Below are 16648 nucleotides of genomic sequence, written 5' to 3'. Positions count from 1 at the left end.
AGGTGCCGTGTGTTTGTAGCGCGGGGTGCAACCCCGGGAACGTCGCGTCGATCACCCCCCTCGGGAACAAATTGGCAATATGCTGCGCTTGCGGAAAGGGATATTTCATGCCTTAATTGTCGTTCGATATCATTTGAACGATATGGATTACTATACAATTTATTACGCACCTATATGGGCAGTTTACGCACAAAAGAACTGAGTAAGATCGGTTATACAAATGACCGTGCAAGAAGTCTGGTCATTAATACAATTTCAAAACATTTTAAGCATCATACCAAAGAACAACTCATCACACTGTTAACAGGTATTAAAGAAAGACCTGAGCAATATGTGAATGACGAAGTATTGGGTAAGATCGCAAGCACATTCATAGAAAAAGAAGAAGTCACTCACCATAAAGAGTTCACCTTACTGGAACAAACAGGACGCCTGAAGATCTATGGTGGTAAGGAGATTGAGCATACTGCCAAAAAGCAGATGGAGATCGCCATGTCATTGCCCGTAACAGTGCAGGGTGCATTGATGCCTGATGCACATACGGGATATGGATTACCTATCGGCGGTGTGCTGGCTACTGATAACGCTGTTATACCTTATGCTGTAGGTGTGGATATTGGTTGCCGTATGTCGCTGTCCATTTTTGATGAAGGTGAAAGCTTTATCAAACGTTATGGATACCAGATGAAGGTGGCGTTGAAAGAATGGACGCACTTTGGTATGGAAGGAGGACTGGAGGTAGAACAGGAACATCCTGTACTGGATGATCCTGCCTTCCAGGCCACTGATCTACTGAGGAAGCTACAGTCAAAAGCAGCACGTCAGCTTGGAAGTTCAGGCAGCGGGAATCACTTCGTGGAGTTTGGTATGATCAGGTTGTCTGAAGACAATTCCCTGGGACTGCCTGCGAAGGATTATGTTGCGCTGTTGTCGCATTCAGGCAGCAGGGGATTAGGCGCCAATATAGCGATGCATTATACGAAGATCGCGATGGACACCTGTAAGCTGCCAAGAGAGGCGCAGCAACTGGCCTGGCTGGATATGAACACTGAGGCAGGACAGGAATACTGGCTAAGCATGCAGCTTGCTGGCGATTATGCAAAGGCCTGTCATGACAGGATACATATCAACATGGCCAAAGCAGTAGGCCTGGAACGTCTGATCACTATCGAGAACCACCACAATTTTGCGTGGGAAGAAACGATGGAAGATGGTCGTAAAGTGATCGTGCATCGAAAAGGAGCCACACCGGCGCACAAAGGTGAGCCGGGCATTATTCCGGGAAGTATGACCACTGCGGCATACCTGGTAACAGGTAAGGGCGTGGAGCAGTCTTTATTCTCCGCTTCACATGGTGCAGGTAGAGCCATGAGCCGGAAACGCGCAAGGGAAAGCATGACAGTGTCTGCATTGAAGAAAATGCTGGGAGAAGCAGGTGTTACATTGATCGGGGGTAGTGTGGAGGAAAATCCGCTCGCCTACAAGGACATCGAAAGTGTGATAGCCGCACAGCAGGAACTGGTGACCGTAGAGGGGCGGTTTTTACCCCGGTTTGTAAGAATGTATAAAGAGTAACAACATGAACAAGTCAATAATACAGGTAACTGCCGGCAGAGGACCTGCAGAATGTACACGGGTGGTAGCAAAGGTGGTGGAACTGATGATGAAGGCCGCCCGCGCACAGGGATTGGATATCCAGGTATTGGAAAGTAAAAAGGGTGACCTGAAAGGCACACTGTTATCCGCAGTACTATTAATAAAAGAAGAAAATAGTATCAGGGAGAAAAGATTGGAGGCCTTTGTAAAGGAGTGGAGAGGTACGGTACAGTGGATCGCTGAGAGTCCTTACCGTAAGTTCCATAAGCGCAAGAACTGGTTTGTAGGCGTTGAGGTCTTTGATGTGAAGGAACAACTGAAATGGGACCTGAAGGATGTGAAGCTGGAATCGTGTCGTGCATCAGGTCCCGGCGGACAGCACGTGAATAAAGTAGAGACAGCTGTGCGGGGCACGCATATGCCTTCCGGTATACAGGTGCTGGCGATGGACAGTCGTTCACAATTGCAGAACAAACAGCTTTGCCTTGAAAGGCTGGAAGCAAAGTTCATGTCCTGGCAGATGGAACAACTGCTGGCACGCAGGCAGGATCAATGGCAGGAGCACAATGAACTGGAAAGAGGAAGAGCGGTAAAGGTGATCACAGATAAACTGTGATCACCCTCTTTCTTCACCGTTTTGTAAAACTGATAGTAATTTCTTAAATACTGATTAAAAATTTACAGCTTGTCTTGCTTAAATTAAACGAATGTGTTACCTTGGTCGGCAGTTAACAATTGAAACTTTAGTGTGTGTTTAAAAGTAGCCAAGATCTAATCCTTGTTCCCTAATTTTTTGATGTTAACACGTATGAAAAAACTAAACTGTAGTCCTTAAAAAAAATTAAGTACGCCATTCCCATTTTTTAACAGCTAAAAGCCCGGATATATTATTTGTATTGATACCGATGCAATCGGTACCAGCATGGATTTGAGCCCGAAAGGAAGGATTTATATAGTGTCCCTCTAAGACCAGGATATTGATTTAACCCGGTCAATTTTCGTGTCTGTACCTGCCACACGGCGCAGTGTATATACGCGGACAGGCTAATTATTAACCAATTTTTAAAAACGTTTCACGTTATGAAGAGACATGTCTACCGCACATTTGCGTGTTGCTGGCTATTGTTGTTGTTGTTTGCCGGCGCTGCATTCGCCCAGACTAAATTCACCGGGAAGGTCACAGACAAAGCTTCCGGTAATCCCCTGCCAGGGGTAACAGTGGCAGTAAAAAATTCCGGCCGTGGTACAGCCACAGACCCAGCTGGTAATTTCAGTCTTACTGCCAAAAAAGGAGAGATCCTGGTATTTTCATTTGTAGGATATACGCAGCAGGAAGTAGTGTTAGGAGATGCTACCTCTGTTTCTGTAGTCCTGAATGAAAAAGTAGGTTCACTCGATGAAGTAGTAGTAACAGGTTACGCTACACAACGTAAAAAAGACCTGACAGGTGCTGTATCTGTTGTAAACGTTGAACAGATCAGCCGTCAACCTACCGCTCAGGTAAGTAACCAGTTACAGGGCCAGGTATCCGGTATCACTGTATTGGGTTCTGGTCAGCCGGGTGAAGAACCACAGGTACGTATCCGTGGTGTGAACACCTTCGGTAACAACACTCCCCTCTACGTTATAGATGGAATCCCAACCCAGAATATCGTGGATCTGAACCCATATGATGTGGCAAGCATGCAGGTACTGAAAGATGCAGGATCTGCTTCTATCTATGGTGCAAGAGCTGCAAACGGTGTGATCATCATCACCACCAAAAGAGGTAAATCTGACGGTAAAGTAAGAGTAACCTATGATGGCTACTACGGTACCCAGCGTCCTAAAGGTGGTAATGTATGGGACATGCTTTCTCCGCAGGAAATGGCTAACCTGAAATGGATGGCGTTGAAAAATACAGATCCGAACGTTGTTTATAACGATGGTCTGTATGGTTCCGGCGCTACTCCAAGACTGCCTGACTATATCGCTCCGGGTGGTCTGATGGAAGGCGATCCTGCTGTAGATCCTTCCAAATACAATGTAAATCCTTTCTATAAAAACCCTTCTGATCTCGACAATTTCTATCGTATCAACAAGGCAAATAAAGGAGGTACAGACTGGTTCCATGAAATCTTCAAACCTGCTATGATCACCAGCCATAACGTATCCGTAAGTGGCGGTGGCGATCAGGGAGCTTACTACCTCTCTTTCTATTATTTCAACCAGAAAGGTACACTGCTCAATACTTATCTGAAACGTTACTCTATCCGTTCCAACAGCCACTTTAACGTAGGTAAACATGTACGCATCGGAGAAAACCTGGAGTTTTCTGTGATAGACAACCCACGTATCACTGCGCTGACAGAAGGTAGTGGTATCGGTATGGCTTTCCGCGAGCAGCCTATTATTCCGGTACGTGATATCAAAGGTAACTTTGCAGGTTCATTCAGCACCAACGGCGCTCAGTTAGGTAACGCCCGTAACCCTGTAGCTATACAGGAGCGTACCAAAGATAACAGAGGCCTGGGTAACCGTTTATTAGGTAACGTATACGGCGAAGTAGATTTCCTGCAACACTTTACCTTCCGCACCAGCTTTGGTGGTGAGATCTATTCTTCTTCTAATCATAGCTTCACTTATCCTGAGTATGAGAATGCAGAGAATAACAAGGTCAATTCTTATACTGAAACTGGTACCAGTGGCTATAACTGGACATGGACCAATACCCTGTCTTACTCTCAGACCCTCGCCAGGGTACACAATATCAAAGTGCTGTTAGGTACTGAAGCATTCGACAACCATGGTCGTATGGTAACAGGTACTACACAGAACTATTTCATCTTTGATCCTAATTTCACTAACCTGGGTACAGGTACCGGTACTGTTACAAACAACAGTAATGCGTTCACTGATGGGCTGTTCTCTATGTTCGCCCGTTTGGATTATAGTCTGATGGATAAATACCTCCTCGGTGCTGTTATCCGTCGTGATGGTTCCAGCAGGTTCGGTGCTAACAACCGTTATGGTACTTTCCCTGCTGTCAGCGCAGGCTGGCGTATTTCTCAGGAAGAATTCCTGAAACATGTATCCTGGATCTCTGACTTAAAGATCAGAGGTGGATGGGGTATCATGGGTAACCAGCTGAACGTTAATCCGGCCAACGCATTTACTCAATATGGTCTGAATAAAGGTTCTTCTTTCTATGACATCGGTGGTACCTCCAATTCACTGGCTTCTGGTTTCTTCAGAACAACCATAGGTAACCCGGATGCTAAATGGGAAAGCAATATCAACACCAACATAGGTTTTGATGCGACCCTCTTCAAAGGCAAACTGGAAATCAGTGCAGACTACTATAAGAAACAGGTAAAAGACCTGCTGTTCACACCAGAGGTCTCTGCAACTGCCGGCCGTTCCGATCCTCCGGCTGTGAACATCGCAGAAATGCAGAACCATGGTATTGACCTGTCTTTGGGCATCAATGACATTCATATCACTAAAGACCTGGTACTGAAAGCCAATGCGACCTTAACTACTTATAAGAACAAGATCGTAAATATCTCCGGAGACGCGCCTTACTTCGACCTGGAAGCACGTCGTTTCAATGGTAACTTCATCATCCGTAACGCGATCGATCATCCTATCTCCAGCTTCTATGGTTACAAAACTGTAGGATTCTGGAATAGTGCAGAAGAAATTGCAGCGGCAAATGATCAGGCACAGAAAGCAACTAACAATCCTAACGCAGTTTATCAGACAGGTATCAAACTGGGACGTTTCCGTTACCAGGATACAAACGGAGATGGTATCATCACAGATGCTGACCGTACTTTCCTGGGTAACCCAAGCCCTGATTTCAGCTATGGTCTGAACCTGCAACTGGACTATAAGAATTTTGATTTCACTGTGTTCCTGTATGGTGTACAGGGTAACAATATCTGGAACCAGGTACGTTGGTGGACAGACTTCTATCCATCTTTCGCAGGTGCTAAGAGCAAAACAGCCCTGTATGATTCCTGGAGACCAGATAACCACAATGCAAAAGCACCAATTCAGGAAAACGAAGGTTCCTTCAGTACCAACACGGTGCCTAACTCCTTCCTCGTAGAAAATGGTTCTTACCTGCGTGCTAAAAACATGATGCTCGGTTACACTTTACCTAAACCTATTCTGCAGCGTATAGGTATCGAGAAATTCCGCATCTATGTACAGGCAGCTAACCTGTTCACTATCACCAAATACTCTGGCATTGATCCAGAGATCACTGGTGGTACTACCAACTTCGGTCTGGATGAGGGTGCATATCCTAACCAGCGTCAGTTCCTGGTGGGCGTTAACGTAGGATTCTAATTAACGTGGTGAAATAATTGGAGAACATCAAAAAAATCTAAACATGAAACGGACTTTAATCAGATCAAAATATATACTTGCAGCAGTTGCGGTTGCGGGAGGTCTATTCTTCTTTAACGCCTGTAGCAAAAGCTTCCTGGAACGTGATCCTCAGGGTTCACTGACAGGTGAAAACGTGTCTTCAAAAGATGGTATAGATGCATTACTCGTTGGTGCTTATGCCGCACTGGATGGTCAGCAGCAGGATGTTGCCGCTATCGGTACCGGTGGCCCATGGGAAGCAGCACCCAGCAACTGGATCTATGGAAGCGTAGCCGGTGGTGATGCACACAAGGGTAGTGATGCAACTGACCAGCCTCCGATCAGTCTTATTGCTACCGGTCAGTTTGACGCGAGCAACGGCTTCTTTAATACAAAATGGAAGGTATTATTCGAAGGCGTAGTACGTACCAATATTATACTGTCGCTGTTACCTAACGTAAAGGATATGTCAGACGGACAGAAAACACAGGTACAGGCTGAAGCCCGCTTCCTGCGCGGTCACTATTACTTCGAACTGAAGAAAATGTTCGGTAAAGTGCCCTGGGTAGATGAAACACAGATCACCGATTACAAGCAGCCTAACAATACAGATATCTGGCCAAAGATCGAAGAAGATTTCAAGTTTGCTTACGAGAACCTGCCTCCTGCACAATCACAGGTGGGTCGTGCAAACAAATGGGCAGCTGCTGCTTACCTGGCTAAGACCTATGTATATCAGAAAAAATGGACAGACGCTAAACCGTTGTTTGACCTGATCACTACACAGGGTGTAACTGCCAAAGGTGTGAAATATGCATTGACAGCAAGATTCGAAGACAACTTCGATTCTGAAACAAAGAATAACAGCGAGTCTGTATTTGCTATTCAGATGTCTGCCAACAATGGTACCGGTCAGATCTCCAATGGTAACCAGGGTGAAATGCTGAACTTCCCTTACAACAGCCCATTCGGTTGTTGCGGATTCTATCAGCCTACTCAGGACCTGGTAAACTCTTACCGTACAGATGCTAACGGTTTACCTTACCTGGATGATTTCAACGATCATGCAGTAAAGAGCGATATGAAGATATTATCTACCGCGCCATTTACGCCTGATGCAGGTACCCTTGATCCACGCCTTGACTGGACTGTAGGTCGCCGTGGTATTCCTTACCTCGACTGGGGTAATCACCCTGGCCGTAGCTGGGTGCGCGATCAGGATTATGCTGGTCCTTACGCTCCTAAGAAGAACGTTTACTGGCAGTACAACCAGGACAAATACAAAGATGCTAACTCCTGGGCGCCTGGTTCTGCGATCAACCTGGTGTTGATCCGTTACTCAGATGTATTGTTAATGGCTGCAGAAACAGAAGCTGAACTGACCAACCTGGATGCTGCGCAGGTATATGTAAATATGGTGCGTACCAGAGCTGCCAGTCCGCAGACGATTGTATACAAATACATAGATGACACCAAGCCAATGGGTGGTTTTACCACTACACCAGCTGCAAATTATCTGGTAAAGAATTATCCTGCAGGCGCTTTTGCCACAATGGGTAAAGACGGTGCGCTGAAAGCAATCCGCTTCGAGCGTAAACTGGAACTGGCAATGGAAGGTCAGCGTTTCTTCGACATCGTTCGTTGGGGAACTGCACCTGCTGAAATGACCAGGTTCTTCGCTTATGAGTCCAAGATCACTACTGACCTGAATGGCGGTAAGTTTGTTGTTGGTCGTAATGAGCACTATCCTATTCCTCAACGTCAGATTGACCTGAGTTTCAAAAACGGGGCAAAGACGCTGGAGCAGAATGATGGATATTAAAAATATCGTTATTTTTAACAACGAGGATAAATGGAAGGGCCCTGGAGACAGGGCCTTTCTGCTTTCATCAACATCACCACGTTTTACGCAATCCAGACGCACTTGAAAACACTACTCCCTTTCATTTTCATTATCGCATCTATCACTATATATTCCTCCTGCTCTCTGAGTAAACAGGAAAAAGGCAAACTCCTTGCTGAAAAATATTGTGGCAGCTGTCACTTAGCGGTGTCACCAACGATGCTGGATAAAACCACGTGGACACAGCATGTGCTGCCTGCAATGGCGCCTAAGCTGGGGATTGGTGTATGGCATGAGAATGAATATTTCCCCAAGCCAACCAAAGAAGCTGTCAATATCAGTATCGAAGACTGGAAGAATATCGTTGCCTATTACCAGGAACTGGCGCCTGACACCCTGGCTCCTGCAAAGGCATCACAACCACTGGCAGAAGACCTGCAGATGTTTGACCTTTTACAACCGGATACTACAGGGCATACGCTCACTGCCACAACTACGATGGTCTCTATTAATCCATTTACAGGCGATGTTTATTCCTCAGAAGAATACGGCGCAACCTTATACAAATGGGACGGACAAAAAAAGACCTCGCCAGGTATCAAACTACAATCCACTGCTGTCGACATGAACTGGCGGGCAGCTGATACCGCGCTCCTGACCTGCATCGGTAATATGCGTGCAGTAGATGTGCCAACAGGCGTATTATGGGAAGTACACCCGGCTGAAGAAGAGTCCAGGCAGGTGAAGACCATTGGAATGGGATTGCCACGACCGGTGCAGAGTGTAGCGGCCGACTTCAATAAAGACGGACGGATGGATTACCTGGTATGTGGATTTGGACATAACTATGGTGGATTGTATGTGCTGCAACAGACAGCAGATGAAGAATATACCAAACGACCCGTATGGGAGGTGCCTGGCGCCATTCATACTGTCGTGGATGATTTTGACAAGGATGGCTGGCCTGATATAATGGCATTGTTCGCCTACGGCGATGAAGGCATCTGGCTGTTCAGGAATGATCATCAGGGTGGCTTTAAACAGCAACAACTATTACGATTCCCTCCTGTACAGGGTTCTACCGGCTTTCAGGTGGTAGATATGAATAAAGACGGACTGCCAGACATCTTATATACTTCCGGAGATAACGGGGACTATTCCATGGAGATGAAACCTTTTCATGGTGTGTACCTGTACCTGAATAAGGGCGACTTTAAATATGAGCAGGCCTGGTTCTACCCGGTGAATGGCTGTACAAAAGCCATAGCGGCAGATTTCGACCAGGATGGTGACCTGGACATTGCCAGTATTGCATTCTTCGCTGATCTTAAAAACCGGCCGGCAGAGAAGTTCATATTATTTAGCCAGGATCAGTCCATGCAGTTTATGCCGCATGTAATGCCGGCACTGACAGGAGCAGGGCGGTGGATCTGTATGGATGTAGGAGATTATGACAGGGATGGTGATGCAGATATAGTGCTGGGAAACTACTCAAAAGGGTTCATTATTCAGGACGATTTTAAGCCGGACTGGGACGTTAACATTCCGTTTATAATGCTCAGAAATAAAACAAAATGAGGCAATTACACTTGCTCAGTTTAAAAATAGTAATTCGTGAATCAGTTTTTTGCACATTCGATTGCAGTTGTAACAAATAAATGATTATATTGCATAAGCAATGTCAGGCAAAAATCTAAATCTATGCTGCTTAAACTAATCAGTTTAATCTACGTGTAGCATTTCTTTTTCCCTGTAAACAGTTAATGAAAGATATAGATCAATAATCTCCGCAGTATTATTGTTCTTCAAGATACTCCTGATTGAACTGATCAGGTTTTAGAATGGCGGAAGGAGAGGCACATCGTGCCTCTCTTTTATTTACTACACCACCTATCATAGTTTTCTCTTTTTTTTAATGCTTATTCAGCTAACTTTAACCCGATAAATTTAGCGGAGCGATGGAACATGCTTACCACTACGACAGGAATAAATTCGACGCGTTATTATACGGAATCATTGAGCAGAGCAGTACGGAACAGGCGCTCACCTGGTTACAGCAACAAAAGGAAAAACTGGGGGAACCCGTAAGCGTACAACGGTTCAATCTCACTTTTACAGCTATACCGCGGTTTATGGGAAAACATCCCGTAAAGTCTGCTACATCATATATTGAATTGTCTGATAATACCAGCTTTTTCATACAGGGTTATACGTTAGATAAACTGGTGAGGATCTGGTGGTTGTTACAGTTTCCGGCAGCTGACAAAGATGCCTACATCAAAGTGATAGAGGGTTTGTTTGACGCTGCTGATATGAACGAGCAGGCTGCATTGTATGCCGCATTGCCATTGCTGGCATGGCCGGAAGCATGGGTGTTCCGTACCACGGAAGGGATCCGTTCCAATATTGGTCCCGTACAGGAAGCAGTGATGTTATATAACATTTATCCTGCACGTAACCTGGAGGAGTCTGCCTGGAACCAGCTGGTGATGAAAGCGTTTTTCACCGACAAGCCGATCCATCTGATTAGTGGTCTGGATGAGAGGGCGAATCAAAAGCTGGCGGCTACGCTCGTCGACTATGCCCATGAGCGCTGGGCGGCCGGCAGGAAGGTACATCCCATGCTATGGCGGTTGGTAGGGCCTTTTATTAATGCTGACAATTTTCAGGATATCCAACGTATCTGGCATTCTGAAGTGAATGTTGAAAAGGAGGCGGCAGCACTGGCCTGTGCCTCAAGTACCTATGCCCCGGCGAAGGATCTGCTGGAGCAGTCAGCCATTCTTAGAGATGAGATAAGCAGCCAACGCCTGACATGGGACACTATTGCAGCTCGTATAGCATAAACGTGTATCACACCTTCAGTGTATATAAAAGTAACTTGCCGGCGGTAGCTTACCCCGCCCAGGCAGGAATATTCATTTTACAGGTCTCAATAAAACCGAATAAGATATGTGTAGCAGTCATGAGTTAACAGGTAAAGAATTTCAACCTATTGCCACTTCTTCCTCCTATATGGAGCGCATAAAAGGCATGCGTTTTTTTGATCCTCATGTACATATGACATCCCGTACAACGGATGATTATCAGGCAATGGCAGATGCCGGCGTGGTAGCGATCATCGAACCGGCTTTCTGGCTGGGACAACCGCGTACCGGAGTTGATACGTTCCGTGATTATTTTAACAGCCTGATAGGCTGGGAGAGATTCCGTTCTTCCCAGTTCGGTATCAAGCATTATTGTACGATAGGCCTCAATTCCAAGGAGGCCAACAATGAAAGACTGGCAGAAGCCGTAATGGAAATATTGCCGTCTTTTATATATAAAGAGGGCGTGGTAGGTGTCGGAGAGATCGGTTTTGACGATCAGACAGCTGCTGAGGAAAAATATTACCGCGCACAGCTTGAACTCGCTAAAGAAGCAGGGCTCCCTGTTCAGATACATACCCCTCACCGGGACAAGAAAAAAGGTACTCAACGTAGTATGGACATCGCACTGGAGCACGGTCTGGACCCCCATATGGTCATTGTCGATCACAACAATGAAGAAACAGTTAAAGAAGTATTAGACCGTGGTTTCTGGGCAGCGTTCACAATTTATCCCTTTACTAAAATGGGTAATGAACGTATGGTCGAAATCGTAAAACAGTATGGTAGTGAACGCATAATGGTAAATTCTGCGGCCGATTGGGGTATCAGTGATCCCCTCGCTGTACCGAAAACCGCGGCGCTCATGCACGAAAGTGGTATTGACTTGAATGACATTCATTTGGTAACTTTCCGCAATGCTATAACTGCTTTCGCTCAAAGTGGTCAGATGGACGAAGTGGATTTTGACACGGTCAAAGACGTGGATCAAAGTCTGAAATTCAATGGAAGCACCGTACTGCGCGGTGGCCAACAGCCAAGAATAGATAAACAATCTAATATTATTAGATAAATCGTTACAAGTCTGTACTACGGATGTCCCTTGCTATGTGAATGCAGAAACATTGCTGTATCTCATACAAGCGTGGCTATTCGTGTTGCCTACTTGGAGAAAACCCGAGCCCGGTGAATTATATTGTAAGCAAGTTGTTAGGATATTTACGTTTAATGCGGCCCGCCAACATAGTAACTGCTGTGGCAGATATATTGGCCGGGGTGGCTATTTCCGGATTCCTGGGTTCTGAAGTGTCAAGTTACCTGGACCATCTGTTACCTGTAATGTGCATGTGTCTGGCAACTATCGGACTATATGGTGGCGGAGTAGTATTTAATGATGTAATGGACGCTGAACTCGATAAGAAGGAACGTCCTGAACGTCCGATACCCAGTGGAGTGATTTCTCTCACAGAAGCAATAGTGCTGGGAAGTTATCTTTTGCTGGTAGGTGTGCTGGCTGCTTTTACAGTAGGCCGCCTTACAGGCTATCTGGCACTGGGCATTGCGGTTTCCGCACTGGTATATGATAAATGGGGAAAACATTTATCCTGGGGCCCTGTCAATATGGGGCTATGCCGTGGATTAAACCTGCTGATGGGGATCAGCATGTTAGAATCTGCCCTCTATCAGTACTGGTGGATAGGACTGATCCCGGTGGTCTATATTGCTGCCGTGACAGCTATCAGCAGGGGAGAAGTGCATGGGGGAAATAAACGCATACTGCGTATTTCAGCGTTTTGTTATGCGCTGGTATACGGTACTATATTGGTGTTGGCGGCAATAAACGGCCATATACTCATAGCCGCACCATTTGTCATTCTGTTCGCTTTTATGATCAATCTGCCCTTATTCAGGGCTATGAAAGAACCCTCAGGTCCTAATATCGGAAAGGCCGTAAAAGGGGGAATTATTGCCCTGATAGCGATGAATGCCGCCTGGGTAGCTGCTTTCTCCACCCTGCCTCATGCATTGCTGGTATTGATCTTATTACCATTGTCATTACTATTGGCAAGGGCATTTGCTGTGACCTGATACTCTCTCCCCTTATCCGGAATTCGTCATAGCGATTTAAATTTTGTACTTTAACGGTCTGTTTGACGATTCATTAAACGAAAGAAACATTAGAGCGATTATCCATGCAGAGTATTCAACAGACTTTTAGTGTAGATTATTCTTTTAAGGTCTTTTTTACGCAGTCCCTCTTTAGTCCATCTAATCCGGAATTCCGGAACTATCTGGCTTCACAGGTTACACAGGGACTAACCAAGAAGCTACTTTTCATTCTTGATGACGGAGTCGCTAAGGCTCATCCGGCGCTTACAGCAGAAATAACAGCTTATTTACAACAAATAGAAGGTTTTAAAATTGCAGGAGATGTGATCCTTATACCCGGTGGTGAAGCCTGCAAAAATGACCAGGAACTTTTTTATCGTTTGATAGATCAGGTGGATGCGCAGGGTGTAGACCGCCATTCTTTTGTAGTAGCTATCGGCGGCGGTGCAGTATTGGATCTGGTGGGAATGGTGGCCGCTGTATCACATAGAGGAGTTCGCCATATTCGTATACCAACTACCGTATTGTCGCAGAATGATTCAGGTGTAGGCGTAAAGAACGGTGTTAACTATAGAGGAAAAAAGAACTTCCTCGGCACGTTTGCTCCACCGGCAGCAGTGTTTAACGATGCGGAATTCTTAACAACGTTATCAGGAAAAGACTGGCGCTCAGGCATATCAGAAGCGGTGAAAGTAGCGTTAATAAAAGATGCTGCCTTCTTTGAATGGCTCGAAGCCAATGCGCAGGCACTAGTGAATAATGATTTACCCGCCATGCAGGAGCTGGTGTACAGATGCGCCGCTTTGCATATGGCCCATATCGGAGGAAGCGGTGATCCTTTTGAAAGTGGTTCTTCCCGTCCGCTGGATTTCGGACACTGGAGTGCACATAAGCTGGAACAGCTGACAGACTTCGCCTTACGTCATGGAGAAGCTGTGGCGATAGGAATAGCGGTCGACAGCGTATATTCCTCTTTGTTAGGATGGATCGATACGGCCGCCGCGGAGAGGATAGTCCGTTTGCTGGTGAATCTGCAATTGCCTGTTTATCATCCCTTACTGGAAATGCAGAACGGTGTTTCGTCGCCTGTCATTAAAGGTTTACAGGAGTTCCGGGAACATCTGGGCGGACGTCTCACGATCTGTTTATTGAAAGCAATAGGACAGGGCGCAGAAGTACATGTAATAGACGAAGTGTTACTGAATAAAGCTGTAGAGCATTTAAAAGTGAACTATGCAAGTAACTGACCATTCTCATTTAACCTATTGTACGAACATTCATCCCGGAGAGAACTGGAATGCTCATTTCCAGCAACTCAAACAATTTATCCCGGCGGTAAAACAGGAAGTATCTCCTGATAAGCCATTTGGTATTGGCTTACGCTTATCTAATACAGCGAGCCTGGAACTGAGCAAAGAAGAAGCCTTGCTTGAATTCAGACAGTGGCTGCAGGAGCAGCACTGTTATGTGTTTACCATGAATGGATTCCCCTATGGAGGTTTCCATCATACTGTAGTAAAAGACCAGGTGCATACCCCCGACTGGACAACAGCTGAAAGGGTAGCCTATACCATTCGCCTGTTCCGCCTGTTAGCAGCCCTGTTGCCGGAAGGCATGGAAGGAGGCATTTCTACCTCCCCGCTTACCTATAAATTGTGGCATGTACGTTGTGATACTGAAAGAGAGGCCATTATGGAAAACGCTACCCTCAAAGTGTTACTTGTAGTAGAACAGTTGGTACGTACCCGCCGCGGTGGTGGTCCACTGATGCACCTTGATATTGAGCCCGAGCCCGATGGATTAATGGAAAATTCGCAGGAGTATCTTCACTGGTACCTGAATTACCTGTTGCCATATGGCGTGCCCTTTCTTCAGGATAAATTCGGCATGAATGAAGAAGAAGCCGCCGCCAGTATAAAAGCACATGTACAGCTATGTTATGATGTATGCCATTTTGCACTGGTATATGAATCAGCAGAAAGTGTTTTGAAGAAACTGAATGAACATGGACTGAAAGTAGGTAAGATACAGATCAGTGCCGCAGTAAAAGCCCTGCTGCCAGCCGAGATGGCGGCAAGAAAGCCATTGATCGATGCCTTCCGGGAGTTTAATGAAACAACCTATCTGCACCAGGTGGTAGCACGCAAGGCAGACGGGTATATACATTATCCGGATCTTCCGCAGGCATTGGAAGATGCTGCCAACCCGGTGGTACAAGAATGGCGCTCGCATTTTCATGTGCCTGTATTTATTGATAGTTACGGTGTATTATCATCTACCCGTTCCGATATAGAGAAAGTATTAGCATTACAACGGAAACAACCATTTACACAACACATGGAAGTCGAGACTTATACCTGGGATGTATTGCCGGCTGATCTGAAGTTGCCTATGGACAGGTCCATTTCAAGGGAGCTGCACTGGGTGTTGCAACAGCTGGACTAATAATTTCTTAAATCGAGTTTTGACCCACATATCCTAACGGCGCCTCACTCATGAAAAAGACAGTAGTAATTGATGTAGTAGGTCTCTCCTCCTCTCTGATAGGAGCACACACGCCTTTCCTGCAGACATACGTCAGCCGGCAGCACTTGTCAACCATTAAACCCATGGTGCCAGCCGTGACTACAGCCGTGCAGAGTACCTATGTAACGGGGCAATGGCCGTCAGAACATGGCATTGTCGGCAATGGCTGGTACGACAGACAGGACAGTGAAATTAAATTCTGGAAGCAATCCAATAAACTGGTAGAAGCTCCCAAGATATGGGACAAGGCTAAACGTCTTGATCCTTCCTTTACCTGCTCAAAAATGTTCTGGTGGTATAACATGTATTCTACCGCCGATTATTCCGTGACTCCCCGTCCGCAATACCTGGCTGATGGCAGAAAGGCACCGGACTGCTATTCACATCCTGCATCCCTGCGCGACCACCTTCAAAAGGAACTGGGTACGTTCCCGTTATTCCAGTTCTGGGGACCAGGCGCTAATATTAAATCCACACAATGGATTGCAGATGCGTCCATGTTGACGGATAATATGTATGACCCGACACTAACGCTGATCTACCTGCCTCACCTGGACTACTGCCTGCAGAAATTCGGGCAGGACCTTACCCGTATCAGCAAAGAGCTGGGCGAAATTGATGCAGTGTGTAAACAGTTAGTGGAGTTCTACGAGAAGAAAGGTTGCGAAGTGATCATTTTATCTGAATATGGTATTACCAATGTCAATCATCCCATCCACCTGAACCGTCGCTTGCGCGAGGAAGGACTGTTACAGATCAGGGAAGAAAGAGGACTGGAACTGCTGGATGCAGGTGCTTCAAAAGCATTTGTGGTAGCAGACCATCAGATTGCACATGTGTACGTAAATGATCCTTCTGTTTATAAAAAGGTCCGCAGTATCGTGGAAAATACACCGGGAGTGGAACTGGTGCTTGACAGGGAAGGTAAACGGCAGCATCATCTGCACCATTCCCGTAGTGGGGAGCTCATACTGGTAGCAGACGCCAATAGCTGGTTCACCTACTATTACTGGCTGGATGATGCCAAAGCGCCTGACTTTGCCCGCACGGTTGAGATCCACAAGAAACCCGGATATGACCCTGTGGAAATGTTCATGAATCCTGCAGATCCACTGGTTAAACTGAAGGCCGGCTTCAAATTGCTGAAGAAAAAACTGGGCTTCCGTTATCTCATGAATGTGATACCATTGGATGCAACATTAATAAAAGGCTCTCACGGGCGTATTTCTGAGGATAAAGCCAATCACCCTGTACTGATATCAGGTAGGGTGCCGCAGGGGCAGGAACTGGCTGCTACGGATGTTTACAGTGTGATCTGGAATGCACTGACGAGATAACTTTAAAATAAGGA

General features: G+C 46.0%; 11 protein-coding genes. All 11 read left to right on the top strand.

Annotated features, from left to right (window positions below; genetic code table 11):
- The first annotated feature begins 174 nt into the window (after positions 1–174).
- The 11 genes from BLR32_RS02125 (at position 175) to BLR32_RS02075 (ending at position 16634) form a co-directional block, all read left to right on the top strand.
- A complete protein-coding gene (locus BLR32_RS02125; protein WP_089828586.1) occupies positions 175–1575 on the top strand; it encodes an RtcB family protein in 1401 nt (466 codons plus the stop codon).
- Positions 1576–1579: 4 nt separating this feature from the next.
- Positions 1580–2212 carry a peptide chain release factor H gene (gene prfH, locus BLR32_RS02120; protein WP_089828585.1) on the top strand — a complete coding sequence of 211 codons (633 nt, stop codon included), beginning with the start codon at positions 1580–1582 and terminating at the stop codon, positions 2210–2212.
- Positions 2213–2676: 464 nt separating this feature from the next.
- Positions 2677–5931 (top strand): SusC/RagA family TonB-linked outer membrane protein, encoded by a 3255-nt coding sequence (locus BLR32_RS02115; protein WP_089828584.1) that lies wholly within the window; start codon positions 2677–2679, stop codon positions 5929–5931.
- A 43-nt stretch (positions 5932–5974) separates the two neighbouring features.
- A complete protein-coding gene (locus tag BLR32_RS02110; RefSeq protein WP_089828583.1) occupies positions 5975–7774 on the top strand; it encodes a RagB/SusD family nutrient uptake outer membrane protein in 1800 nt (599 codons plus the stop codon).
- 102 nt (positions 7775–7876) lie between these two features.
- On the top strand, positions 7877–9373 hold the full coding sequence (locus BLR32_RS02105; protein ID WP_176842133.1) for an FG-GAP repeat domain-containing protein: 1497 nt from the start codon (positions 7877–7879) through the stop codon (positions 9371–9373).
- A 380-nt stretch (positions 9374–9753) separates the two neighbouring features.
- Positions 9754–10641 (top strand): EboA domain-containing protein, encoded by an 888-nt coding sequence (locus tag BLR32_RS02100; RefSeq protein ID WP_089828581.1) that lies wholly within the window; start codon positions 9754–9756, stop codon positions 10639–10641.
- 106 nt (positions 10642–10747) lie between these two features.
- Positions 10748–11734, top strand: a complete 987-nt coding sequence (locus BLR32_RS02095) for a TatD family hydrolase (protein WP_089828580.1) — start codon at positions 10748–10750, stop codon at positions 11732–11734.
- A 155-nt stretch (positions 11735–11889) separates the two neighbouring features.
- Positions 11890–12750 (top strand): UbiA-like protein EboC, encoded by an 861-nt coding sequence (gene eboC / locus BLR32_RS02090; RefSeq protein ID WP_089828579.1) that lies wholly within the window; start codon positions 11890–11892, stop codon positions 12748–12750.
- Between the two features lie 104 nt (positions 12751–12854).
- Entirely contained in the window at positions 12855–14018 is a 1164-nt protein-coding gene (locus tag BLR32_RS02085) for a 3-dehydroquinate synthase (RefSeq protein ID WP_089828578.1), read from the top strand.
- Positions 14005–15216: a metabolite traffic protein EboE gene (gene eboE / locus BLR32_RS02080; RefSeq protein WP_089828577.1), complete on the top strand. Its 1212-nt coding sequence runs from the start codon at positions 14005–14007 to the stop codon at positions 15214–15216. Before BLR32_RS02085 ends, eboE begins: the two co-directional genes overlap by 14 nt.
- Before the next feature lie 50 nt (positions 15217–15266).
- Positions 15267–16634, top strand: coding sequence for an alkaline phosphatase family protein (locus tag BLR32_RS02075; protein WP_089828576.1), 1368 nt, complete (start codon positions 15267–15269; stop codon positions 16632–16634).
- Positions 16635–16648: the final 14 nt, after the last annotated feature.

Source organism: Chitinophaga filiformis (assembly GCF_900102545.1).
Taxonomy (GTDB): domain Bacteria; phylum Bacteroidota; class Bacteroidia; order Chitinophagales; family Chitinophagaceae; genus Chitinophaga; species Chitinophaga filiformis.
Note: the sequence above shows the minus strand (reverse complement) of the source record. Positions and strands in the feature narration are given on the sequence as shown.